This window comes from Kitasatospora sp. NPDC056446, assembly GCF_042796115.1.
In the GTDB taxonomy this organism is placed as follows: Bacteria; Actinomycetota; Actinomycetes; order Streptomycetales; family Streptomycetaceae; genus Kitasatospora.
Map to the genome: position 1 here is coordinate 1 of NZ_JBHTRF010000062.1, position 24,593 is coordinate 24,593.

General features: G+C 72.2%; 16 protein-coding genes. 8 read left to right on the plus strand and 8 right to left on the minus strand.

Annotated elements, in window-relative coordinates:
- Positions 1 to 143: 143 nt before the first annotated feature.
- Positions 144 to 584, minus strand: coding sequence for an ATP-binding protein (locus tag ACFQ6N_RS29795; protein WP_380655570.1), 441 nt, complete (start codon positions 582 to 584; stop codon positions 144 to 146).
- 163 nt (positions 585 to 747) lie between these two features.
- Between ACFQ6N_RS29795 and ACFQ6N_RS29800 the strand changes: the two genes are divergently transcribed.
- The 3 genes from ACFQ6N_RS29800 to ACFQ6N_RS29810 all read left to right on the plus strand — a co-directional run bounded on the left by ACFQ6N_RS29800 (position 748) and on the right by ACFQ6N_RS29810 (position 2,832).
- Positions 748 to 1,557: a helix-turn-helix domain-containing protein gene (locus ACFQ6N_RS29800; RefSeq protein WP_380655572.1), complete on the plus strand. Its 810-nt coding sequence runs from the start codon at positions 748 to 750 to the stop codon at positions 1,555 to 1,557.
- Positions 1,558 to 1,595: 38 nt separating this feature from the next.
- A complete protein-coding gene (locus ACFQ6N_RS29805) occupies positions 1,596 to 1,718 on the plus strand; it encodes a DUF397 domain-containing protein (protein WP_380655670.1) in 123 nt (40 codons plus the stop codon).
- 214 nt (positions 1,719 to 1,932) lie between these two features.
- On the plus strand, positions 1,933 to 2,832 hold the full coding sequence (locus ACFQ6N_RS29810) for a hypothetical protein (protein WP_380655575.1): 900 nt from the start codon (positions 1,933 to 1,935) through the stop codon (positions 2,830 to 2,832).
- A gap of 277 nt (positions 2,833 to 3,109) precedes the next feature.
- Here ACFQ6N_RS29810 and ACFQ6N_RS29815 read toward each other — a convergent pair whose 3' ends face one another.
- From ACFQ6N_RS29815 to ACFQ6N_RS29830, 4 genes are all read right to left on the minus strand, one after another.
- The gene (locus tag ACFQ6N_RS29815) at positions 3,110 to 3,655 is read right to left on the minus strand and encodes an ATP-binding protein (protein ID WP_380655578.1); all 546 of its coding nucleotides are present in this window, start codon (positions 3,653 to 3,655) and stop codon (positions 3,110 to 3,112) included.
- A 182-nt stretch (positions 3,656 to 3,837) separates the two neighbouring features.
- Positions 3,838 to 5,058, minus strand: coding sequence for an Ig-like domain-containing protein (locus ACFQ6N_RS29820; RefSeq protein ID WP_380655581.1), 1,221 nt, complete (start codon positions 5,056 to 5,058; stop codon positions 3,838 to 3,840).
- Between the two features lie 213 nt (positions 5,059 to 5,271).
- The gene (locus ACFQ6N_RS29825; RefSeq protein WP_380655584.1) at positions 5,272 to 6,528 is read right to left on the minus strand and encodes an Ig-like domain-containing protein; all 1,257 of its coding nucleotides are present in this window, start codon (positions 6,526 to 6,528) and stop codon (positions 5,272 to 5,274) included.
- Between the two features lie 234 nt (positions 6,529 to 6,762).
- Positions 6,763 to 7,998, minus strand: coding sequence for an Ig-like domain-containing protein (locus ACFQ6N_RS29830; protein WP_380655587.1), 1,236 nt, complete (start codon positions 7,996 to 7,998; stop codon positions 6,763 to 6,765).
- A 233-nt stretch (positions 7,999 to 8,231) separates the two neighbouring features.
- Between ACFQ6N_RS29830 and glgX the strand changes: the two genes are divergently transcribed.
- The gene (gene glgX, locus ACFQ6N_RS29835) at positions 8,232 to 10,454 is read left to right on the plus strand and encodes a glycogen debranching protein GlgX (RefSeq protein WP_380655590.1); all 2,223 of its coding nucleotides are present in this window, start codon (positions 8,232 to 8,234) and stop codon (positions 10,452 to 10,454) included.
- A gap of 35 nt (positions 10,455 to 10,489) precedes the next feature.
- On the opposite strand, the gene ACFQ6N_RS29840 is transcribed toward glgX, so the two are convergent.
- A complete protein-coding gene (locus tag ACFQ6N_RS29840) occupies positions 10,490 to 11,923 on the minus strand; it encodes a family 2B encapsulin nanocompartment shell protein (protein WP_380655593.1) in 1,434 nt (477 codons plus the stop codon).
- A 233-nt stretch (positions 11,924 to 12,156) separates the two neighbouring features.
- Here ACFQ6N_RS29840 and ACFQ6N_RS29845 point away from each other — a divergent pair, with 233 nt between their 5' ends.
- Together ACFQ6N_RS29845 and ACFQ6N_RS29850 are read left to right on the plus strand one after the other, a co-directional pair.
- Entirely contained in the window at positions 12,157 to 14,004 is a 1,848-nt protein-coding gene (locus ACFQ6N_RS29845) for an ABC transporter ATP-binding protein (RefSeq protein WP_380655596.1), read from the plus strand.
- On the plus strand, positions 14,001 to 15,854 hold the full coding sequence (locus ACFQ6N_RS29850; protein WP_380655599.1) for an ABC transporter ATP-binding protein: 1,854 nt from the start codon (positions 14,001 to 14,003) through the stop codon (positions 15,852 to 15,854). Before ACFQ6N_RS29845 ends, ACFQ6N_RS29850 begins: the two co-directional genes overlap by 4 nt.
- Positions 15,855 to 15,952: 98 nt before the next feature.
- Here the strand turns inward: ACFQ6N_RS29850 and ACFQ6N_RS29855 are convergent, their stop codons facing one another.
- Positions 15,953 to 16,855 carry a hypothetical protein gene (locus ACFQ6N_RS29855; RefSeq protein WP_380655602.1) on the minus strand — a complete coding sequence of 301 codons (903 nt, stop codon included), beginning with the start codon at positions 16,853 to 16,855 and terminating at the stop codon, positions 15,953 to 15,955.
- A 78-nt stretch (positions 16,856 to 16,933) separates the two neighbouring features.
- The gene (glgP, locus tag ACFQ6N_RS29860; protein ID WP_380655605.1) at positions 16,934 to 19,633 is read right to left on the minus strand and encodes an alpha-glucan family phosphorylase; all 2,700 of its coding nucleotides are present in this window, start codon (positions 19,631 to 19,633) and stop codon (positions 16,934 to 16,936) included.
- Positions 19,634 to 20,796: 1,163 nt separating this feature from the next.
- On the opposite strand from glgP, the gene ACFQ6N_RS29865 reads away from it, so the two are divergent.
- Positions 20,797 to 22,767: an alpha-1,4-glucan--maltose-1-phosphate maltosyltransferase gene (locus ACFQ6N_RS29865; RefSeq protein ID WP_380655673.1), complete on the plus strand. Its 1,971-nt coding sequence runs from the start codon at positions 20,797 to 20,799 to the stop codon at positions 22,765 to 22,767.
- Positions 22,764 to 24,488: a maltose alpha-D-glucosyltransferase gene (treS, locus tag ACFQ6N_RS29870; protein ID WP_380655608.1), complete on the plus strand. Its 1,725-nt coding sequence runs from the start codon at positions 22,764 to 22,766 to the stop codon at positions 24,486 to 24,488. Before ACFQ6N_RS29865 ends, treS begins: the two co-directional genes overlap by 4 nt.
- Positions 24,489 to 24,593 lie beyond the last annotated feature (105 nt).

Below are 24,593 nucleotides of genomic sequence, written 5' to 3' on the forward strand. Positions count from 1 at the left end.
CCAAAAACCCCCCCCCCTTTGGCCCCTCTTCTTATTTTTTAAAATCCCCATCCTACCTCCCCCCCCCGGCGGGGTTTTTGGCCGGGGGGTGCCGCCCCCCGCCCCCCCCCCCCACCCCCCGCGCCGGGGTGTGCCGGGGTGGTTCAGATGCCCGGGGTGGGGCCCGCAGGGGAGGAGAGGGCGAGTTCGCACCAGGTGGTCTTGCCGATGTGGCCCTCGCCGCGCGGGTGGGCGCCCCAGGAGGTGGCGAGGGCTTCGACGAGTTCGAGGCCCCGGCCGGACTCGTCGTCGGGGGCGGCCTGGCGCAGGACCGGAAGTTCGGAGTTCGCGTCCGAGACCTCGATGCGGAGCAAGGAGGGGGTGCGGAGGAGGACACGGACGCCGATCATCCGGTCACGCGGGCCACGGGCGTGCCGGCAGGCGTTGGTGACGAGTTCGCTGAGGAGGATCAGCCCGGTCTCGGCGGAGTCGACGGGCACGTCCCACTCGAACGCCTTCCGGATGAAGCGCAGACGCGCACGGCCCGCACTGCGGGGGAGGCGGGGGAACATCCACTCGACGACATTGGCGGGCTGAGTGAGCATCAGAGTCCCTCGGGAGTGTACGGACGGCTTCACTCGCAAGGGCCGAGTTGAGCCATTTCACCCTTCAAGGGTCGGCAGGCGGACATACGCTCGGCAAGTAACACCACAGGTACAGCGCGAGCTTGACCGCCCTGCAACCAGGGGCCGGGAGGGGTGCCAGACAATGAGCACGGCGAAGGAAAACCCGATGTCGTGGAAGTACTGCGGCGATCAGCTCAAGCGGTGGCGCGCCCAGGCGGGAGTGACACGGGAGCAGTTGAGCCAGGCCGCCTGCTACGACATCGAGAGCGTGCGCTCGATGGAAGCGGGGAGGCGGCGACCGTCGCTCAAGGTGCTTCAGGCGGCAGATGAGTTGTGTGATGCGAAGGGGATGTTGGTGGCGGCCCACCCGTACCTGGTGCCGGAGCCAGCGCCCACACGCAGCGATGTCTTCTTCGATATCGAGAAGGAGGCGGTCGCCTGTTACTTCTATGAGGCCCTTCACATTCCGGGCTTGCTGCAGACCGAGGACTATGCCAGGACGATTCTCAGTCGCCACATGCCTCCCGTGGACAGCGCCATCGCGGAAAAACACGTGGCAATCCGCCTCAAGCGGCAAGAGAGGCTCAAGGAGCCCGAGGTGCTGTTCAGCTTCACGATCTACGAAGCGGCCCTCCACACCTCCATCGGCGGCAGGGAGGTCATGAAGGAGCAGCTTCAACGGCTGCTTGAGTTCGAGAACTCATTCAGCCTCCCGATTCAGATCGTACCTACCGGGCAGGTACTCCCTTCCGGACTCGCGGGATCGCTCACCATCCTCGAAACCATCGACAATGAGCAGTATGCGTATGTTGAGACGCACGGGACGAACGCACTTCACTCCGAGCCGCGACTCGTAGGCAAACTCAGCCGACGTCACGCGATGATCCGCGCGCAGGCCCTGAACGTGCGGGATTCAGCACAGCTCATCCGAAAGACACTGCAACACCTATGAGCACCACCATGCCGTGGTTCCGCTCCAGCTAGGCACAACTGACGGCGGCGAGTGCGTCGAGACCCAAGGACAGGACCGGCCCGACCCTCACTTTCTCCCCCGCCGCCTGGTCGGCCTTCCTCGCCCTGGCGACCGAAGCTCAAGCCGCCAAGGCCGAGTGACCCTTTGGTCGAATGGGTGGGAAACCACCTTCCAACCACCCCCGTACACAGCAGATATGACTTATCGTCACCGCTTCGCGACGGCCGGTTCCCCCGTGTAGCGTGCCCATCAACGAAACAACCCCCGCCGGTGCTCCAACACCGAACGGGGGTCTGACCGGCACGATCGAAACGCGAGTTCGACCCTGTGGCTACCCACGACTCTACCGCCGCCATGGCCTCTCCCGGATACGGCAAGCAGTCCGCCCCCGGGCAACTTCCTCCGGCCGCCGACGACTTCGGCCACCTCCCGGCCCGCGAGGCGTACCTCGCCAGCCTGATCAACAACCTCCCCGACGGCGCCGCGATGGACGTCAAGACCCTCGCCGCCTACCAGCCCCTCTTCGGGCAGATGGCCGTCCGGACAGCCCTCAACAGGCTCTCCGCCGCAGGTCACCTGCGTCGCGTCCGGGAGCGCGTGAACGCCGAGCGCCCCCAGTGGGTGTTCCGCACCTACTTCTCCCGGACGCCGCGCGGCGACGGCTGGTGGAACTACTTCCTCGCCACCGGGGAGGCCCCGGGAGCGTCAACGGATTCGTCACCGGACCCCCCGGAAGAGCGAAGCGCCACCGCGCTCCCCGAGACCGCGCCCCCCGCGCCGCCCGCCACATCGCCCGCGTCGCCCACATCGCCCGCCTACGCCGCCCTCGCCAGCCTGGGCCTCGCGGACGCCCGGCTCTCCCTCTCCGCCGCCGACTGCGAAGCCCTCGCGCCGCTCGCCGCCGAGTGGCTGGCCCGGGGCTCCACCCCGGCCATCTTCACGGCGGCCCTCACCGCGGGCCTTCCGACGCCGGTCCACAGCCCGGCGGCCTTCACCCGCCGCCGCCTGCTCGACAAGATGCCCCCGGTGCGCCCGCGCCCCGACCCGCCGGCCGTCCGCATCCCCGAGTGCACCGGCTGTCGCACCCCGTGCCGCCCGCACGCCCTTCTCGGCGGCCTCTGCCGCGCCTGTCGCAGCACCCGTGCGCCCGCTCCCCCGCCGCCCCGCCCCGGCGGCCTCTCCGCCGCCGCCGTCCGCCGCCACGCCGCCCGGGTCCGCCAGGCCATGGGTGCGGGCGCAGTGCCGCGATCATGAATATTCACAGGCAGCGGCGTTAACCTATGCAAAATCCAAAGGTGAAGTAGGTTACAAACCTTGGATTCCCAGCCATCCGGTTTGCCCACATGCTGAGATCCGTGCGATAGTCAAGACATCGAGAACTTCGGCGGGCCCGACCTGGCACTGCCGACGCCCATCGCGCGGCACGCACCCCCTTGGCCGCCGCGATGACTTGCACGGGCCCCCAGCCGCCGGACCACGGCGATTCCGGGGGCCCTGCGTGTTTTCCGGACCGGAACAGCCCGGCAGCCGCTCAGTGCCGCTCGCGCACCTTGAGCTCGAACCAGACGCCCTTGCCGCGCGGCAGCAGGTCCGCGCCCCAGCGGTCGGACAGGTCGTCGACGATCTTCAGTCCGCGTCCGCGCTCGTTCACCGGCTTGGACTCGGCCATGATCATGCAGGGCAGCGCCCGGGAGGAGTCGCGGACCTCGACCCGCAGCCAGCCCGGCTTGCGGCTGACATGCAGACCGATGGTGCGCCCGGCGGCGTGCCGCACCGCGTTGGCCACCAGCTCGCTGGTGAGCAACTCACCGGCCTCCAGGAGCTGATGGAGCTCCCAGGACTCCAGGACGGAGAGCACCAGCCGGCGGGCCACCGGGCCCGACGCCGGCCGGGACGGCAGCCGTACCTCGTTCGGCGAGGACTGGTCGCACAGTCTGCCGCAATACATCTCCTCCAGTTCCTCGGAGCTGAGCCGCTCCAGCGCCGAGAGCGATCCCTGGACGTCGATCCAGGACGCCTCGGCGACCGTTCCGGCCCCGGGAACTGATGACTGATCTGCTTCGCCCCAACCCGCCATGCGGACCATCATTGCGGAACGCAAGCGGCCGCGTACGGACAATGAACAAACGATCTCACGCGAGTCGGCATATGCCGGACGCAACCGGGGCCGACCCGGACCGACGTACGTCAAGCCCGAGTTGACCCCGACCCCGTCCCACCGGCCGACCGGCGGGCGCCGGCCGGTCGGCTACCGGCCGCCTACCAGGTGCCCCACGGCAGGTTCCAGCCGCTCAGCCCGTTCGACGGGTCGAGCGTCTCCTTCTTCGTCGAGTTCTTCACGACGACCACGTCGCCGACCATCGAGTCCTCGTAGAACTTCCCCATCGAGGTGGAGTCCCCGCCGCCCTTGACGTCCTTGAGGCCGACGCAGCCGTGGCTGACGTTGTCCTCGCCGAAGGCGTTGCTCCAGTAGTTGCCGTGCACGTACGTCCCGCTGTCGGTGAGCCGGATCGAGTGCGGCACCTGGAGGTCGTACGGCGCGCCGGTCATCCCGGGCAGGGTGCTGGACTGCATCCGCACCACGCCCTCCTTGGCCATGACGACCATGGTGCCGTTCCAGGTGGCGTGTTCGGGCGAGCCGGCGGTGATGTCGATGTCACTCGACTGCCCGGCCGCGGCCACCGTCATCCGGTGCGCGGCGGCGTCAACCGTCGAGATCCGGGATCGCCCGATCGTGAAGGGCTCGTCCCGGTCCCCGCCGTACACCCCGGGGGCGATCTCCACGCTCTTGAGGCGGTAGTGCACGACCACCTTGGTGCCGGGCGTCCAGTACTGCTCCGGGCGGAAGTCCAGCCGGCGGTCGCCGAACCAGTGGCCCTTCACCGCGGTGCCGTTGTCGGTCTGGAAGGTGATCCCCCGCAGGACCTCGTCCTTGTTCTTGACGTCCTTGCTGAAGTTCACCGAGACGATCATGCCGACGCCGTACGTGGCGTCGTTGTCCACGTTGTCGGAGGCCTTGGCGAGCGCCGTCGGGGTCAGCGTGGTGAAGCTGCTGTCCGCCGTGGCGACCGCGCCGTCGGCGTCCGCCGCCATCGCGCTGACCTGGTAGGCCGAACCCACCGCCAGGGCCTCCGCGGGCGTCCAGGAGGCGCCGTCGGCGGAGATCGTGCCCGGGACCTCCTTGCCGGCCTTGTCACTCACCTTCACGGTGGTGAGCTTGCCGCCCGTCGCACCGACCTTGAGCGCGTTCGGCGCGACGTCCACCGAGCCGGCCTTCGGCTCGATGCTCACCGCGGCCCTGGAGACCTTGGGCACCGAGGCGGTGGGCGCCGCCGCAGGCGCGGAACCGGCCGCGCCGGCCCCCAGGTCGGCCTTGGCCGCGCTGCCGCCACCACCGCCGCCACCGCCACCGCAGGCGGCCGTCAGCGCCATCGCCCCGCCGACCAGGCCGGCGGTCACCACCCTGCGTATCGACCTCAACGTCGATTCCTCCCTCTGGACTCCCCGTACTCCCCGCGGACCTGCGACGGCCCCGGCCGGGTTCACACACCCGGCCACCGGAAAGGTTGCGCCATGCACGGGACTTCACGCCCCGGAAACCCGAGCGGCCCGACCCCATCGGGTGAGGACCGGACCGCTCGACGAGAACTCACCGGAGCGCCCGGACCCGCCGGGCCGCCCTCCGGGTGGGGCCTACCAGGAGGCCCAGTCCACGTTCCAGCCGCCGAGCCCGTTCGAGGGCGCGACGGTCTTCTCCTTGCTGTTCACGATCTTGATGACGTCGCCGACCATCGAGTCGTTGAAGAACTTGCCCGCCACCGAGGTGTCGCTGCCGCCCTTCACGTCCTGCATCGACACGCAGCCGTGGCTGGCGTTGGTCTTGCCGAAGGGGCTGGCCCAGTAGTTGCCGTGCACGAAGGTGCCGGAGGTGGTCAGCCGCATCGCGTGCGGCACGTCCTGGATGTCGTACTCGCCGCCGAGACCGACGGTCTGCGAGTTCATCCGGGTGACCTTCTCCTTGGACATGACCACCATCGTCCCGCCCCAGGACGGCGTGGCGTCCGCGCCCAGGGTGACCGGCACCGTGGTGCTCTGGCCGCCCCGGTCGATCGTCATCTGGTGCGACTTGGCGTCGGCGGTGGCGATCTGCGAACGGCCGATGGTGAACGGCTCGTCCTTGTCCACGTCGCCGTAGACGCCGGGGGCGACCTCGACGTTCTTCAGCCGGTACTTGATGGTCACCTTGGTGTTGGGCGCCCAGTACTGCTCCGGGCGGAAGTCCACCCGGTTGTCGCCGAACCAGTGGCCCTTCACCACGGTGCCGTTGCCGGTGTCGAAGGTGATGCCCTTGAGGACGGCTTCCTTGTTCTTCACGGCCTTGTTGAAGTTCACCGAGACGATCATGCCGACGCCGTAGGTGGCGCCGTCGCTGATGTTGTCGTTGGTGGAGACCTTCTTCTCCGGCGTCAGCGTGGTGAACGACGTGGTCGACGCGGTCACCAGGCCCGCACCGTCCTTGGCCTGCGCGTTCACCTTGTACGCCATGCCCACGGCGAGCGCCGCCGCGGGCTTCCAGCCGCTGCCGTCCGCGCTGATCGCGCCCTCGACCGGCTTCCCGTCCTTGTCCGTCACCTCGACCGTGGTGAGCTTGCCGTTGGAGACGGACACCTGCAGCCCGTTCGGCTGGACGTCCTGGGCCCCGTCCTTCGGCTCCACGGCGAGCACCGCGGCCGAGGCCTTCGGCGTCGCCGAACCGCCCGCGTCCGCCGAGGCCGGCGCACTGGCCGAACTGTCCCCACCGGCGGCCGCGGTACCGCCGGAACCGCCGGGCTTGTCGTCGTTGCAGGCCGCGGTGAGCAGCAGCACCCCACCCATGACCAGCGCCATCGCACCCCGGCGCCCGTAGCGGTTCGCGGTGCGTATCGCGGCGTCGGCCGTCTTCCCCGTCATCACGGTGTCTCCCCTCCCGTTATCCACCCTCTTGACGCATCGAACGCCCCGATGAGTTGCACCGGGCGCCGATCTTTCGCGCCGGGCGGTGGACGCGCCGGAGCAGGATAACCGGGCCGTCCTGAAGAGCTCACAGGGGTACCGGGTGAAGCCGGGGTGAACCGGGCGTGAAGCCCCGCCGGGGAGCCTGCGAAGGGCCGCGCCCGCCCGGGCCCGACCCTTCTGCAACGAGCTTCAGCGCAGGGCGCTCCCGGCGACCCACTGCTCCCAGGCCATGTTCCAGCCGTTGAGCCCGTTCTGCGGCGGCACCACGTCCCCGGCCGCGGCCCTGACCTCCAGCACGTCCCCCGGGACGGTGTGCTCGAACAGCCAGCCCGCCGGGGTGTCCTTGCTCGCGCCGCCCTTGGCGTCGGCCAGGCCGATGCAGCCGTGGCTGGTGTTGGCGGTGCCGAACACCCCGGGGTTCGCCCAGTAGTTGCCGTGCACGAAGGTCCCGGAGCCGGTCAGCCGCATCGCGTGCGGGACGTCCTTGATGTCGTACTCGTCGCCCATGCCGACGGTCTGCGAGTTCATCCTGGTCACCTTGTACTTCTCCGACACCACCATCACCCCCCGGTAGGTGGAGTGGTCGCGGCTGCCGCCGGAGACCTTCAGCACCCGGACCACCTTGCCGCCCTCGCCGGCCCGGACGGTCAGGGTGTGCGCGTCCAGGTCCACGGTGGAGACCTGCGCCCGGCCCACGGTGAAGCGCAGGTCCCGGCTCTGGGTGCCGAACTCGCCCGGCGCGCCCTGCACGTCCTTCAGTCGCAGCGCCACCGACACCCTGGTGCCCGCCGCCCAGTACTGCTGCGGGCGGAAGTCCAGCCGCTGGTTGCCGAACCAGTGCGCGGCCACCGGGACCGGCGGGTCCGCGACGACCTGGACGGCCCGCTCCACCGCCGCCCGGTCGGCGATCGGACGGCTGAAGCGCAGCGAGACCGGCATGCCGACACCGACCGTGGAACCGTCCTCCGGGGTGAAGAAGGCCACGAAGGTGTGCGCCCGGGCGACGGTCGAGAACGCCGAGTGCTGCGCGGCCTTCTGCCCCTGGTCGTCCTCGGCCACGGCGTCCAGGGTGAACGCGGTGCCCAACGGCAGCGGGCCGTCGGGGGCCCAGCCGGCACCGTCCGGGGCGATCGTGCCCGGCACCTCGGTGCCCTTGGCGTCCGCCAGCCGGACCGAGACCAGCCGGCCCTGCGCCGCGCCCACCCGGACCGCGCCCTCCGGCTGCACGTCCTGGGCGCCGTCGGCCGGCAGCGCGGTGAGCACCGCCCGGGACGCCGGCGGGGGCGCGCCCGCCGGGGCGACCGCCGCGTCCGCCCCGGCCGCGTCCCCGGCCGGCCCGGCCGGGTCGCCGCAGCCCGTCAGGACGGCCAGGCAGCAGGCCACCGCCGCCGCTCCCCGTGCCCACACCCGTCCTCGGCGCCGCATCCCGGGGCCTCCCACTGTTCGCGTCCGACGCCCGGGACAACGAGGGCCGCCGACCGGGGGACACGCGCGACGGGCGGAATCCCGTCGTCCGGGTACCGCTCCGCCCGCCCGGCGGCCCCGTCCCCTGCCCGCCATCCGTCGGCAAGCCCCCGTTCAGCGGCTTCCTCGCCCCGCATTCCGGGAAGGAGGAAGTGAACGGGGTCCGGGACACCCCGCCCAGGGAGGGTGCGGCCATGGCGTCAGGGCAGGAGCTGGAAGCCGGGGTACGGGCGGACGACGGCCCGCGCACCGCCGAGCCGCCGCGGCCCGGCAGCTGGCAGCCGCTCGGCGCCCGCTTCCGCACCGACCGGAACGGCTGCCAGGGCACCAACTTCGCGCTCTGGGCGGCCGGCGCCGAGGCCGTCGACCTGTGCCTCTTCGACGAGGACGGCCGGGAGAGCCGGCACCGCCTGGCCGAGCAGGACTTCCGGATCTGGCACGGCTTCCTGCCCGGCGTGCGCCCCGGCACCCGCTACGGCTACCGGGTGCACGGCCGGTGGGACCCGTGGACCGGCGCCCGCTGGAACCCGGCCAAGCTCCTGCTCGACCCGTACGCCCGGGCCGTCGACGGCTGTCACACCTCCCACGACGCGGCCTGCGCCGCCGTCCGCAACTGGCCCGAGGCGGACGTCGCCGACACCGTCCGGGACAACCGGGACTCCGCGCCGTACGTGCCCAGAGCCGTGGTCGTCCACGACGACGACGACTGGTCCGACGACCGCCGCCCGAAGACCCCGTGGGCCGAGACGGTCCTCTACGAACTGCACGTGCGCGGCTTCACCATGCGTCACCCCGACGTCCCGCCGCACCTGCGCGGCACCTACGCCGGCCTCGCCCACCCGGCCGCCATCGCCCACCTCACCCGGCTCGGGGTGACGGCCGTCGAGCTGCTGCCGGTCCACCAGCACACCAGCGAGGACCACCTCCAGGCGCGCGGCCTGGTCAACTACTGGGGCTACAACACCGTCGGCTACTTCGCCCCGCACGCCGGCTACTCCGCCTCCGGCTCCCGCGGCGGCCAGGTCGGGGAGTTCAAGCGGATGGTCCGCGCGCTGCACGCCGCCGGCATCGAGGTGATCCTCGACGTGGTGTTCAACCACACCGCCGAGGGCGGCGAACTGGGCCCGATGCTCTCGCTGCGCGGCATCGACAACGCCGCCTACTACCGCCTCCCCCCGAACCGCCCGCGCGGCTACGCCGACTACACCGGCTGCGGCAACACCCTGGACACCCGCCGCCCGCAGGTGATCCGGCTGATCACCGACTCGCTGCGCTACTGGGCCGCCGAGATGGGCGTGGACGGCTTCCGCTTCGACCTCGCCGCCGCCCTCGCCCGCGGCGGCCCCGACGGCGGCGACGGCGTGGACATGGACCACCCGTTCCTCGCCGCCGTCGCCCAGGACCCGCTGCTCAGCCGGGTGAAGCTGATCGCCGAGCCCTGGGACGTCGGCCCGGGCGGCTACCGGGTCGGCGGCTTCCCCCCGCCCTGGGCCGAGTGGAACGACAAGTACCGCGACACCGTACGGGACTTCTGGCGCGGCGCCCGCCCGGACGTCCGCGAGCTCGGCTACCGCCTCAGCGGCTCCTCCGACCTCTACCAGCACGACGGCCGCCGCCCGTTCGCCTCCGTCAACTACGTGACCGCGCACGACGGCTTCACCCTGCGCGACCTGGTCTCCTACGACCGCAAGCACAACGAGGCCAACGGCGAGGCCAACCGGGACGGCACCGACGACAACCGCTCCTGGAACCACGGCGCCGAGGGCGAGACGACCGACCCGCAGGTCAACGCCCTGCGGCTGCGCCAACTGCGCAACCTGACGGCCACCCTGCTGCTCTCGGCCGGCGTCCCGATGATCACCGCCGGCGACGAGCTGGGCCGCACCCAGGGCGGCAACAACAACGCCTACTGCCAGGACAACGAGGTCGGCTGGCTGGACTGGTCACTGCTGGCGGAGCCCGGCTGGCAGGAGCTGTGCGACCTCACCGCCCGGCTGGTCCGGCTGCGCCGCTCCCACCCGGTGCTGCGCCGGCGGGCGTTCTTCTCCGGCCGGGCCGCCACCCCCGGCGGCCGGCCCGACCTGGCCTGGTTCACCCCGCAGGGCAAGGAGATGACCGAGGCCGACTGGTTCGCGCCGACGGCCTGCCTCGGCATGCTGCTGTCCGGCACCGCGATGTCCGAACGGGACGACTCCGGGCGGCCGTTGCGCGACGACAGCTTCCTGCTGCTGCTCAACGCCGGCCACCCGGAGACGCTGTTCACCCTGCCCGGCGAGCCCTGGGCGGCCGACGGGCAGGCGTACCGGACGGTGGTCGACACCGCCGCCGCGGGCACGGGTGAACCGTGCCCGCGGGGCGCCGTCGTCCTGGCCGGACGCTCGCTGCGACTGCTGCGGCTGCCCGCCCCCGGAGCCTGAGGCCGCCGCCCCGGGCCGCCGGGGGCGCGGCCGGATCAGCCCCGGGCGTGCCCGAGTTCGACGTTCTCCAGCACGCCGATCGCGTCCGGCACCAGCACCGCCGCCGAGTAGTAGGTGCTGACCAGGTAGGAGGCGATCGCCTTCTCGTCGATGCCCATGAAGCGGACGTTCAGCCCCGGCTCGACCTCGTCCGGGATGCCGACCTGGGTCAGCCCGACCACGCCCTGGTTGTCCTCGCCGACCCGCAGCGCGAGGAACGAGCTGGTCTGCTGGTCGGAGACCGGGATCTTGCCGCACGGGAAGATCGGCACCCCGCGCCAGGTCGGCCGCTGCTTGCCCAGGACGTCCACGGTGCCCGGGTAGACGCCCGCCCGGTTGCACTCCCGCTCGAAGGCCGCGATGGCGCGCGGGTGGGCGAACAGGTAGTCGGTGTCACGCCGCATGCTGAGCAGCTCGTCCAGGTCGTCCGGGGTGGGCGCGCCGGAGCGGGTCTGGATCCGCTGGTCGAAGTCGGTGTTGCCGAGCAGGCCGAACTCCGGGTTGTTGACCAGCTCGTGCTCCTGCCGCTCACGCAGCGCCTCGATGGTCAGCCGCAACTGCTCCTCGGTCTGGTTCATCGGCTTGTTGTAGAGGTCCGCGACCCGGGAGTGCACCTTGAGGACGGTCTGCGCGACGCTCAGCTCGTACTCGCGCGGCTTCAGCTCGTAGTCCACGAACGCGCCGGGGAGCTCGTACTCGCCCCGGTGGCCGGCCGACAGGTCGATCTCCGCCTCGCCGTGCGCGTTCTGGGCCTGCGCGGCGTCGGCGGCGAAGCCGAGCAACTGCTCGCGCAGCGACTCCGAGCGGTCGACCAGCTCCTGGAAGACCGTCCTCGGCATCGCCATCGCCACGCCGGCGGTCACCGCCTTCACGGTGTACGACCAGGTGCCGCCCGGCTCGGTGATCACCTCGTCGCCGAGGTGGTCGCCGTCGGCCAGGGAGCCGAGCACCGTCTCCTCGCCGTACTTGCCGGTGCCGATCCGGTCCACCTTGCCGTGCGCGACCAGGAACACCTCCTCGATCGGCGCGCCCTCCCGCACCAGCACGTCGCCCGCCGAGAAGTCCCGCTGCACGAACCGGCGGGCCAGTTCCTCCAGCACCGCGTCGTCCTGGTAGCCGTTCAGCGCCGGCACCTCGCGCAGCGAGGGGGCCACCACGCTCACCGCCGACCCGGTCTTGGCGAAGCCCACCCGGCCGCGCCCGGCGGCGAAGCTGAGCCGGCGGTTGACCCGGTACGTGCCCGCGCTGACCTGCACCCAGGGCAGCATCTTCAGCAGCCAGCGGGAGGTGATCTCCTGCATCTGCGGCTTCGACTTGGTCGTGGTCGCGAGGTTGCGCGCCGCGGTGGTGCTGAGGCTGAGCTGGGCCCGTACCCGCACTGTCGCGGCACCGGGACCGGGCGCCTGGGCGGGATCGGTTTCGACCGTCATGTCCGCACTCCTGTCACTCAGGTTTCAATGAGCATCCGTCAGGAGATCCATCGGCTGATCGGGCGGGGCTCGCAAGAGGCGCCCGGCGCACTCCTCCCTGCACGAACCGCCGCGCGCGCCCCCCGCGTCCGCCTCCGGGCGGCCCGCCCGGGTGGCCGGTTCTCGCCCTGCGTCCGCGACAGGGGCGAAAAACCTGATGAGAAATGACGGCCTCTCTGCCTACCCTCACCGCGATGGCCGAGAACCGACAAGACACCGACAAGCCGACCACGGACGAGCCCGACCGGACGGCCGCCGCCCCCGCACCCGGGGCCGGCCCGCGCCGCTCCACGGTCCGCTCGCTGCTGCGCCTGTGGGCGTACGCCCGCGCCGTCCGCGGCCGGCTGACCGTCTCGGTATCGGCCGCCGTGCTCGCCATGCTGAGCGTCCTCGCCGTCCCGATCGTCCTCGGCCGGATCGTGGACGGCCCGCTCGCCCGGCACGACCTGTCCGGCCTCTGGCCGCTGGTCGGCCTGCTGCTCCTGCTCGGCCTGGTCGAGGCCGGCCTGTTCTACACCCGCCGGGTGGTCCTGGCCCGGCCGCTGGCCGGACTGGAGACCGCGATGCGCGGCGACCTCTTCGCCAAGCTCCAGCGGCTTCCGGTCTCCTTCCACGAACGCTGGGGCTCCGGGCAGCTGCTCTCCCGGGCCACCGCCGACATGTACACCATGCGGCTGTTCCTGGCCTTCCCGCTGGTCTTCCTGATCGTCAACTCGCTGGGGTTCCTGGCCGGCACGGCCGTGATGTTCACCCAGGACTGGCGGCTCGCACTGATCACCCTCGTCCCGGTCGTCCCGCTGTTCGTGCTCACCCGGCGCTTCGAGTACGGCTACTCCGGCGCCTCCCGCCGCGCCCAGGACCAGAACGGCGACCTCGCCACCGTGGTCGAGGAGTCCGTCCTCGGCATCCGGATCCTCAAGGCCTTCGGCCGCCACCGCTCGATGGCCGAGCGCTTCCGCGCCCAGTCCCACGAGCTGCGCCGCACCGAACTGCGCAAGGCCCACCTGCTCGCCAACCTCTGGGCCGTCATCGTCGGCCTGCCGGAGGTCGCCCTCGGCTGCGCCCTCGCCGTCGGCGCCTACCTGGTCGCCCACGACGAGATGAGCGCCGGCACCCTGGTCGCCTTCCTCTCCACCGCGCTCGCCCTGCGCTGGCCGGTCGAGTCGCTCGGCTGGCTGCTCGCCTACGCCAACGAGGCCGCCACCGCCACCGACCGCTTCTTCGAGGTGCTGGACGAGCCGGACACCCCGGACGGGGGCACCGCCACCGGGCTCGCCGCCCCGGACGGCATCCGCTTCACCGGCGTCCGCTTCCGCTACCCCGACGCCCCCGAAGGCACCCCCGACCTGCTGTCCGGCATCGACCTGCACATCCGCAGCGGCGAGACGATGGCCCTGGTCGGCGCCACCGGCAGCGGCAAGACCACGCTCACCGCGCTGCTCCCGCGCCTGTACGAGGCCACCGCCGGCACCGTCACGCTGGACGGCCGGGACATCCGCGACCTGCCCCGGGCGCGGCTGCGCGAGCTGGTCGCGGTCGCCTTCGAGGAGCCCACCCTGTTCTCCGCCACCGTCCGGGAGAACGTCCTGATGGGCGCCCCGGACGCGAACCGGGAGCAGTTGCGCTCCGCGCTCGGCATCGCCCAGGCCGGCTTCGTGGACACGCTCCCCGAGGGCGCCGACACCGAGGTCGGCGAGCAGGGCCTGAGCCTGTCCGGCGGCCAGCGCCAGCGCCTCGCACTGGCCCGCGCGGTGGTCGGCGACCCGGCCTTCCTGGTGCTGGACGACCCGCTCTCCGCCCTGGACGTGCACACCGAGGCGCTGGTCGAACGGGCACTGCGCGAGGTCCTCGGCACCACCACGGCCCTGGTGGTCGCCCACCGCCCCAGCACGGTGCTGCTCGCCGACCGGGTCGCGGTGCTGGCCGGCGGCCGGATCGAGGCCGTCGGCACCCACCAGGAGCTGCTGCGCGACTGTCCGCACTACCGCGAACTGATGTCGGGCGAGGCCGCCCTCGTGCCCGAAGGAAGTGCAGCCCCGTGACCACCACCGTCGAGCCCACCACGACCGGTCCCGTCGGGTCCGCCGAGGAGGAGCCGCCCCCGCCCCCGCCGGCCGACGAGGAGGACATCCCCGTCCCGCCCGGCGCGCCCCGGGAACTGCTGCGCTCCCTGCTCGGCCCGCACCGGGCCCGGATCGCCGTCGCGATGGTGGTGATCCTGGTCCAGCAGGCCGCCCTGCAGTCCGGCCCGCTGCTGGTCGCGGTGGCGATGGACCGCGGCATCCCGGCGCTGCGGGCGCACGACTCCGGCCCGCTGATCGCGGTGGTCGCCGGGTACCTGTTCTGCGCCCTGCTCAGCCCGGTGCTCCAGTGGGTGTTCATCAAGGTCAGCGCCCGGGTCAACCAGGACATCCTGCTGGAGCTGCGCGGCCGGATCTTCCGGCACGCCCAGCGGCTGAGCCTGGACTTCCACGAGCGCTACACCTCGGGCCGGATCATCTCCCGGGCCACCAGCGACATCGACGCGCTGCGCGAACTGCTCTCCGAGGGCCTCCAGGAGCTGCTGACCGTCCTGCTGTCGGTCTGCTACATCTCGGTGCTGCTGGTGGTGCTGGACTGGCGGCTCGGCCTGGTCTCGCTGGTGTCCGCCGTGCCGCTGGCGCTGATCGCCCGGTCGTTCCGCCGCCGCTCGCGCCGGGTCTACCGCCGCTCCCGGACCTCGGCCGCCTCGCTGATCGTCCGCTTCACCGAGACCATGAACGGCATCCGCCTGGTGCAGGCCTTCCGCCGCGAGAAGGCCAACGACGACGCCTTCGCCGTGGTCAACCGGCAGTCCGCCACCGCGACCGCGGACGGCCTGCTGGAGATCGCCCGCTACGTCGGCCTCTCCCGCACCACCGCCAACCTGTGGATCACCGGCGTGGTGCTGCTCGGCGCCTACCTGGCCGTCGACGACGGGCTGGAGCTGGGCGTGCTGACCGCCTTCGTGCTCTACCTGCGCCGGCTGTACGACCCGATCGACCAGCTGGCGATGTTCCTGAACAGCTACCAGTCGGCCGCGGCCGCCCTGGAGAAGATCGCCGGCCTGCTCGCCCACGAGCCGACCGTCGCCGAACCGGCCGAGCCCGAGACCCTCCCGGGCCCGGAGCGGGTCACCGCCCGCGAGGTCTCCTTCGAGGGGACCCGCTTCGCCTACCGCACCGGCAAGGAGGTGCTGCCACCCTTCGACCTGCTGATCCCGGCCGGGCAGACGGTCGCCGTGGTCGGCGCGACCGGCGCGGGCAAGTCGACGGTCGCCAAGCTGCTCGCCCGCTTCTACGACCCGACCGACGGCCGGATCCGGCTGGACGGCGTGGACCTGCGGGCGCTGGCCACCCCCGAACTGCGGCGCGCGGTGGTGATGGTCACCCAGGAGTCCTTCCTGTTCTCCGGCACCGTCGCCGAGAACATCGCGATCGGCCGCCCCGGCGCCACCCGCGAGGAGGTCGAGCAGGCCGCCCGCGACATCGGCGCGTACGAGTTCATCGCCGCGCTGCCGGACGGCTTCGACACCGACGTGCGCAAGCGCGGCGGCCGGATCTCGGCCGGACAGCGCCAGCTGGTGGCCTTCGCCCGCGCCCTGCTGGCGGACCCGGCGGTGCTGATCCTGGACGAGGCGACCAGCTCGCTGGACGTCCCCGGCGAGCAGGCCGTCCAGCGGGCGATGCGCACGGTGCTGGCGGGCCGCACCGCGGTGATCATCGCGCACCGGCTCTCCACCGTGGAGATCGCCGACCGCGTCCTGGTGATGGACCAGGGCCGGATCGTCGAGGACGGCTCCCCGAAGGAGCTGACCGAGGGCACCGGCCGCTTCGCCGACCTCCACCGGGCCTGGCGGGACAGCCTGGTCTGACGGGGCCGACGCCGGGGGCCGACGCCCCCGGCCCATGAATGTGCCCGTCCGGGTGCGCCGTTACGCACCCGGCCGGGCCGCCCCCTTTCCGCGGGCCGTCAGCTCACGGTCACCACGAAGTCGGTGTGCCAGTCGGGCGAGGGCCAGTCCTCCTGGCCGGACACGTCCAGCGTCCCGCCGGTCAGCACCTGCCCGCTGACGGCCGCCGGGTCGATCACCACGGCCGGGTCGATGAAGACCGCGTCGTGGTAGCGCGGCCCGGCGGCGAAATGGCAGGTCAGCGTCCGCTCCCCGGTCGCCGTGCAGCCGTACGGCGGGGTGCCGGTCAGCGTGGTGTGCTCCGGCGTGGTGACCCGCAGGTCGATCGGGTGGGTCGAGTACGAGGGGCCCGCGTTGTACACCCACAGCGGCAGGTAGACGGTCGCCCCGGGCTCGCCGGTGAGGTCGCCCGGCTGCGGCACCGGGTGGCCGGCCTGCCAGGCCGAGGAGGCCCCGACCATGAAGTGCGCCCTGGTGTCGGCGGTGGTGAGGCTGTAGGGCGTGGTGTGGCCGGACTGGTCAGGGTCCCCGGCGTAGAAGGCCTGGACGTCGCCGCCGATCGTGGTGAACGGCGAGGTGATCGGCGCGACGTACAGCGCCAACTTCTCGACCGAGGTCGCCCCCGGGGCGAGGCCGGCCGGGATCTCGTAGGAGCTGCCGGTGCCGAAGTAGGTCAGGGTGACCGGCGGGTCGGCGGACCGCACCACGCCCGGCGGCGGGAAGTGCACGACCACCTGGGTCGGGTCGGAGGTCGCGGCCGGACCGTGGTTGGTGATCCGGACCTCCATGGCCCCGGTCTCGCCCGGGACCACCGGGTCCTGCGGCGGGCAGAGTTCGACGGACAGCCCCGCGGTCGCCGGTGGCGCCGCGAGCGGGGCAGTGGCGGCCTGGGCCGGCCACGCCACCAGGACGACGGAGAACACGGCGAGGGCGGCCGCGCGCAGGGTTCGCATCATGGGCATCACGCTCCCCCGGCCCGACACGCGGGGCAACCGGATGACTGCCGTCCGTGGCGGACGGACGGCAGTCATCCGACCGGCTCAGCGCAGCAGCCCCGCGTCCATCCCGGCCGACTCGGCCGGCAGCGCGACCAGCCCCAGCTCGGCCGGGGAGGCCAGCCGGGGGTGCGCCGGCAGCACCCGGACGGTGTAGCCGAACGGGCCGGTGCGGCACAGCTCCAGCGAGCCCTCGTAGCGGGTGCGGCCGTCCAGGTCGGGCCCGCCGACCGGCTTGAGGGCGAGCAGGCAGGCGTCCGAGATGCCGTCCGACTCGTCCACCCGGCCGGAGACCACCTGGACCTCGACGTCGGCCGGGTCCAGCGTCCCGAGCGCGACCTGCACCCGCAGCGCCAGCGCGCTGCCCAGCTCCTGGGCCTCGGCCGGACAGTCCGCCTCGACGTGCTCGACCCGGACGGCCGGCCAGGCCTCCCGGACCTTCGCCTTCCAGACCGCCAGCTCCCGCGCGGCCGTGAACCGCCCGCCCGGCGGGCGGCCCGCCGACAGCTCCCGCTGGGCCAGCGCCGCCGGGGCGTACAGCCGTTCGACGTACTCGCGGACCATCCGCCCGGCCAGCACCTTGGGCCCGAGGGTCACCAGGGTGTGCCGGACCATGGCGATCCAGTGGTGCGGCAGCCCGTCGGCGTCCCGGTCGTAGAACCGGGCGGCGACCTCGTCCTCGATCAGGTCGTAGAGCGCCGCCGCCTCGATGTCGTCGCGCCGCTCGGCCTCGCCGCTGTCCGGGTCGAGCACCCCGCCGCTCTCGTCGGCGGTGGGGATCGCCCAGCCGTTGCGGCCGTCGTACCACTCGTCCCACCAGCCGTCCAGGACGGACAGGTTGAGGCAGCCGTTGAGCGCGGCCTTCATCCCGGAGGTGCCGCAGGCCTCCAGCGGGCGCAGCGGGTTGTTGAGCCAGACGTCGCAGCCCGGGTAGAGGTGCCGGGCCATCGCCATGTCGTAGTCCGGCAGGAAGACGATCCGGTGCCGGACGGCCGGGTCGTCGGCGAAGGCGACCATCTGCTGGATCAGCCGCTTGCCGCCGTCGTCGGCCGGGTGGGCCTTGCCGGCGACCACGATCTGCACCGGCCGGGTGGGGTGCAGCAGCAGGCCGCGCAGCCGCTCCGGGTCGCGGAGCATCAGCGTGAGCCGCTTGTACGAGGGCACCCGGCGGGCGAAGCCGATGGTGAGCACGTCCGGGTCGAGCACCGAGGAGACCCAGCCGAGCTCGGCCTCGCCGGCCCCGCGCTGGCGCCAGGAGGCGCGCAGCCGGCGGCGGGCCTCGTCCACCAGCTGGGCGCGCAGGGTGCGGCGCAGCTCCCAGACCGCCGAGCTGCCGATGGCCTCCAGACCGGTCCAGCGGGTGGCCTCGCCGGTGGTCATCGCCTCCTCGGCGCGCTCGGCACCGATCTCGGCGGCGCCGAGCCGCACCACCGCCGGGTCGATCCAGGTGGCGGCGTGCACGCCGTTGGTGACCGAGGCGATCGGCACCTCGGCGTTGTCGAAGCCGGGCCAGAGGCCGCTGAACATCGAGCGGCTGACCTCGCCGTGCAGGGTGGAGACCCCGTTGGCGCGCTGGGCCAGCCGCAGGCCCATCGCGGCCATGTTGAACAGCTTCGGGTCCCCGCCGCGCCAGGTCTCGGCGCCGAGCGCGAGCACCTGGTCGACCGGCACGCCGGGCAGCGCGGCGTCACCGGCGAAGTGGCGGGCGACCAGCTCGCGGTCGAAGCGGTCGATGCCGGCCGGGACGGGCGTGTGCGTGGTGAAGAGGGTGCCGGCCCGGACGGACTCCAGGGCGGCGGCGAAGTCGAGGCCGGCGGTGTCCGGGTCGGTCGGGCCCTCGGCGACCAGCTCGCGGATCCGTTCCACGCCGAGGAAGCCGGCGTGGCCCTCGTTGGTGTGGAAGACCTCGGGGGCGGGGTGCCCGGTGAGCCGGCAGTAGGCGCGCACCGCCCGTACGCCGCCGATGCCGAGCAGCATCTCCTGGAGCAGCCGGTGCTCGCTGCCGCCGCCGTACAGCCGGTCGGTGACGTCGCGTTCGGCGGGCGAGTTGGCCTCGATGTCGGAGTCGAGCAGCAGCAGCGGCACCCGCCCGACCTGGGCCTTCCAGATCCGGGCGGCCAGGGTGCGGCCGCCGGGCAGCACGAGGTCGACCTGGCTGGGGGTGCCGTCGGCCTCCCGCAGCGGGCTGACCGCGAGCTCGTCCGGGTCGAGCAGCGGGTAGCGCTCCTGCTGCCAGCCGTCCCGGCCGAGGGACTGCCGGAAGTAGCCGTGCCGGTAGAACAGCCCGACGCCGACGACCGGGACGCCGAGGTCGCTGGCGGCCTTGAGGTGGTCGCCGGCCAGGATGCCGAGCCCGCCGGAGTACTGCGGCAGGGCGGCGGCGATGCCGTACTCGGGCGAGAAGTAGGCGATCGCGGCGGGCAGCGGGGCGGCGTCGGCCTCCTCCTGCCGGGTCTGGTACCAGCGCGGGCCGGTCAGGTAGTCGCGCAGGTCGTCGGCGAGGTCGCCGAGTCTGCGCAGGAACCGCCGGTCGGCGGCGAGCGCGGCGAGCCGGCCGGCCGGGACCTCCCCGAGCAGCCGCACCGGGTCCTCGCCGGTCGCGGCCCAGACTTCCGGGTCCACGGACCGGAACAGGTCCCTGGTCTCGGGGTGCCAGGACCAGCGCAGGTTGAGGGCCAGCTCGTGCAGCGGCTGGAGTTGTTCGGGCAGGACGGTGCGGACGGTGAATCTGCGGATTGCCTTCACGGCGTGAAGCGTAGCCGCGGCGGTCGGCCCGACAGTGGGTCAAGTGGACTATTGGGCATCCGTTCGGCCTATTGATGAGATCGCATTCGGCGCATTGGTCTGCACGGGGGGCGCGCGCGGCGCACATTTCGGGGGGACGCACTACCAATACGTGAACTCTGCGGTACGGATCCATTTCCGATGGCGCATCCGCTCGCGAGAAGGCCCGAAACTACTGTCGTACCGCTGCAAAAACCTTGTCGCCGGTGCGAGGATGACCGAAGGTCGTTGATGCTGTGGGGAGTACGGCGACGGGTGGCGTCCCCCCTGAAGCAGCACGTCCGAATCCTTTTCGCGTTGGCCGTTCCCGTTCTTCTTAGCCCATTCGGCGCTCACCTCCCACCGGCGCGTGTCCTCGCGCCCGGCCTGCTCGTTCACGGGTGGACCGGGCCGCCCGGGGACGCGCCCCCGGAGGCGTGCGCCGGGCCGCACACGGGCTCCGGGGCGTCCCGCCACCGGCTCGGCGGGCGCCGGGCAGGTTGCCGGGAACAGCGGCGCGGGCAGGCTCCGGTCGCACGTCCTCCCCACCCAGCAGTCCTCCCGGTACTCCCCTGGCCCGACCCCGGCCCGCGGGAGCTGCCGCCGATCTCGGGCAGGAGCTTGGCATGCACGGCGACACGCGGGACCAGTCCACACCGGTGGCGGAAACGCCCGACGCAGCGGTCGCGGAATCCGCCGGACGGGTGGATTCCGACACTCGGACAGATCCGGCGATGCCCGCGCCCAGGGCGTCCGGGGCGGTCGGTGGCGGATCCTCCGAATCCCGGCCCCCCGCGGCACCGACCGCCGCGGCACCGACCGCCGGGGCGCACACCTCCGCGGCACCGTCCTCCGCAGCGGCCCGACAACCCGGGGCCGAGGAGGACCGGGCCGCGGCACCCCGCCGGCGCACCACCACCACGCGCCGCACCACCGCCACCGCGACGGCCGCCACCCCGAAGGCCGGCACCGGGGCCGACCCCGCGCCGCGCCGCGCCGCCGGCGCGAAGAAGGCGGCGGCCCCCAAGGCGGCCTCCGCCGGACCCGCCGTCAAACCCGCCGCCCGGAGCGCCGCCAAAGCCACCGGCAAACCCGCCGGCAAGAGCGCCGCCAAGACCGCCGCCCGCAAGACAGAGAGCGACACCGTGATCGGCCGCATCCCCGTCCTGGACGTCAGCCCCCTCGTCGACTCCGGCCGCCGCCCGGCCAAGGCCGTCGCCGGCGAGGCCTTCCTGGTCACCGCGACCGTCTTCCGGGAGGGCCACGACGCCGTCAACGCCAACGTGGTGCTGCGCGACCCGCGCGGCCGCGGCGGCCCGTGGACGCCGATGCGCGAGCTGGCCGAGGGCACCGACCGCTGGGGCGCGTACGTCACCCCGACCGCGCCCGGCCGCTGGTCCTACCTGGTGGAGGCCTGGAGCGACCCGATCGCGACCTGGCGCAGGACCGCCTCGGTGAAGCTGCCCGCCGGGATCGACACCGCGCTGGTCCTGGAGGAGGGCGCCCGGCTGCTGGAGCAGGCCGCGGCCGGCGTGCCGAAGAAGGAGGGCCGCGCCGACGTCCTGGCCGGCGCCGACGCGCTGCGCGACCCGACCATGCCGCCGCTCTCCCGGCTGGCCGCCGCCCTCGCCCCCGAGGTGCTGGAGGTGCTGGCCCGCCACCCGCTGCGCGAGCTGCTCAGCACCTCCCGCCCGCTGCCGCTCCAGGTCGACCGCGAGCGCGCCCTGTTCGGCTCCTGGTACGAGTTCTTCCCCCGCTCGGAGGGCGCCGCGGTGGACCCGAGCGGCGTCGCGCCGCCGCGCCCGGGCACCCTGCGCACCGCCGCCGAACGGCTGCCGGCCGTCGCCGCGATGGGCTTCGACGTGGTCTACCTCCCGCCGGTCCACCCGATCGGCCGAGCCTTCCGCAAGGGCCCGGACAACACCCTGACGGCCGGTCCGCACGACGTCGGCTCCCCCTGGGCGATCGGCTCCCCCGAGGGCGGCCACGACGCGGTCCACCCGGACCTCGGCACCATCGAGGACTTCGACCACTTCGTCACCGAGGCCCGGGAACTGCACCTGGAGGTGGCGCTCGACTTCGCCCTCCAGTGCTCCCCCGACCACCCCTGGGTGAACAAGCACCCGGAATGGTTCAGCCACCGCGCGGACGGCACCATCGCCTACGCGGAGAACCCGCCGAAGAAGTACCAGGACATCTTCCCGATCAACTTCGACCAGGACATGGACGGAATCGTCAAGGAAACCATCCGGATCCTCCGGTTCTGGATGTCCCACGGCGTACGGATCTTCCGAGTCGACAACCCGCACACCAAACCGGTGCTGTTCTGGGAGAAGGTGCTCGCCGACATCGCCCGCACCGACCCGGACGTGGTGTTCCTGGCGGAGGCCTTCACCCGCCCCGCGATGATGCACACCCTCGCGAAGATCGGTTTCCACCAGTCGTACACGTACTTCACCTGGCGCACCACCAAACCGGAACTCACCGAGTACCTCACCGAACTCACCGGTGACGCGGCGGCCTACATGCGCCCCAACTTCTTCGCCAACACCCCGGACATCCTGCACGCCTACCTCCAGCACGGCGGCCGCGCCGCCTTCGCGATCCGCGCGGTGCTCGCCGCCACCCTCTCCCCCAGCTACGGCGTCTACGCCGGCTACGAGCTGTACGAGAACGAGCCGGCCCACCCCGGCTCCGAGGAGTACCTGCACTCGGAGAAGTACGAGCTGCGCCCGCGCGACTGGAACCGCACCGACACCCTCGCCCCGCTGCTGACCGTGCTGAACCGGCTGCGCCGTCGCCACCCCGCCCTGCAGCAGCTGCGCGACCTGCGCTTCCACCCCACCGACAACGACCAGGTGCTCGCCTACTCCAAGACCGCGACCACCCCCGAGGGCCTCACCGACCAGGTCATCACCGTGGTGAACCTCGACCCGCACCACGTCCAGGAGGCCACCGTCACGCTTGCCCTCCCCGGGCATGACACGGCCGGCCCGTTCGTGGTGCACGACGAGCTCACCGGCGCCGTCTACACCTGGGGCCGGCACAACTACGTCCGGCTCGATCCCTCAGCCGAGCCGGCTCACCTCCTCACGGTTCGGAGGAACCCAGCGTGACAGTGAACGAGCCCGTCCCCGACACCTTCCCCGGGACCTCGAAGAAGGACCTGGACCCCGAGTGGTTCAAGCGTGCGGTGTTCTACGAGGTGCTGGTGCGGTCCTTCCAGGACAGCAACGGCGACGGGGTCGGGGACCTGAAGGGGCTCACCGCCAAGCTCGACTACCTCCAGTGGCTCGGGATCGACTGCCTCTGGCTCCCGCCGTTCTTCGCCTCGCCGCTGCGCGATGGCGGGTACGACGTGTCCGACTACACCTCGGTGCTGCCGGAGTTCGGCGACCTCGCCGACTTCATGGACTTCGTCGACGCCGCGCACGCCCGCGGCATGCGCGTGGTCATCGACTTCGTCATGAACCACACCAGCGACCAGCACCCGTGGTTCCAGGCCTCCCGGACGGACCCGGACGGACCGTACGGCGACTTCTACATGTGGGCCGACGACGACAAGCAGTACCCGGACGCCCGGATCATCTTCGTCGACACCGAGACCTCCAACTGGACCTACGACCCGGTCCGCAAGCAGTACTACTGGCACCGCTTCTTCTCGCACCAGCCGGACCTCAACTACGACAACCCCCGGGTCCAGGCCGAGATGATCGCCGGGCTGCGGTTCTGGCTCGACCTGGGCATCGACGGCTTCCGGCTGGACGCGGTGCCGTACCTGTTCGCCCGCGAGGGCACCAACTGCGAGAACCTGCCGGAGACCCACGAGTTCCTCCAGCGGGTCCGCAAGGAGATCGACGCCGACTACCCCGACACCGTGCTGCTGGCCGAGGCCAACCAGTGGCCGGAGGACGTCGTCGACTACTTCGGCGACTTCACCTCGGGCGGCGACGAGTGCCACATGGCGTTCCACTTCCCGGTGATGCCGCGGATCTTCATGGCAGTGCGCCGCGAGTCCCGCTACCCGGTCTCCGAGATCCTCGCCAAGACCCCGCGGATCCCCAGCGGCTGCCAGTGGGGCATCTTCCTGCGCAACCACGACGAGCTGACCCTGGAGATGGTCACCGACGAGGAGCGCGACTACATGTACGCGGAGTACGCCAAGGACCCCCGGATGCGCGCCAACGTGGGCATCCGCCGCCGGCTCGCCCCGCTGCTGGAGAACGACCGGAACCAGATCGAGCTGTTCACCGCCCTGCTGCTCTCCCTGCCGGGCTCCCCGGTGCTCTACTACGGGGACGAGATCGGCATGGGCGACAACATCTGGCTCGGCGACCGGGACGGCGTGCGCACGCCGATGCAGTGGACCCCGGACCGCAACGCGGGTTTCTCCTCCGCCGACCCGGGCAGGCTCAGTCTGCCGCCCATCATGGACCCGGTGTACGGCTACCAGGTGACCAACGTCGAAGCGCAGCAGAGCAGTTCGAGTTCGCTGCTGCACTGGACGCGTCGCATGATCGAGATCCGCAAGCTCAACCCGGCGTTCGGCCTCGGCAGCTACGCCGAACTGCCGTCCAGCAACCCGGCCGTCCTGGCCTTCGTGCGCGAGCACGAGGGGGACCTCGTCATGTGCGTGAACAACTTCTCGCGGTTCGCACAGCCGACCGAGCTGGACCTGCGGCAGTACGGCGGACGGTACCCGGTCGAACTGATCGGCGGGGTGCGCTTCCCGTCGATCGGCGAGTGGCCCTACCTGCTCACCCTGGCCGGGCACGGCTTCTACTGGTTCCAGCTCCGGCAGCCCCCGCGCCCGAGCGGCACCAGGCGGTCGAAGTAACGATCCGCCGTACCCCGCCGCACCGCCCCGACCGCACCACCAGACCCTCCGGGGGCGCGAGTTGAACCCCAGCGCCCCCGGAGTTCTCTGCACCGCCGCGTACGG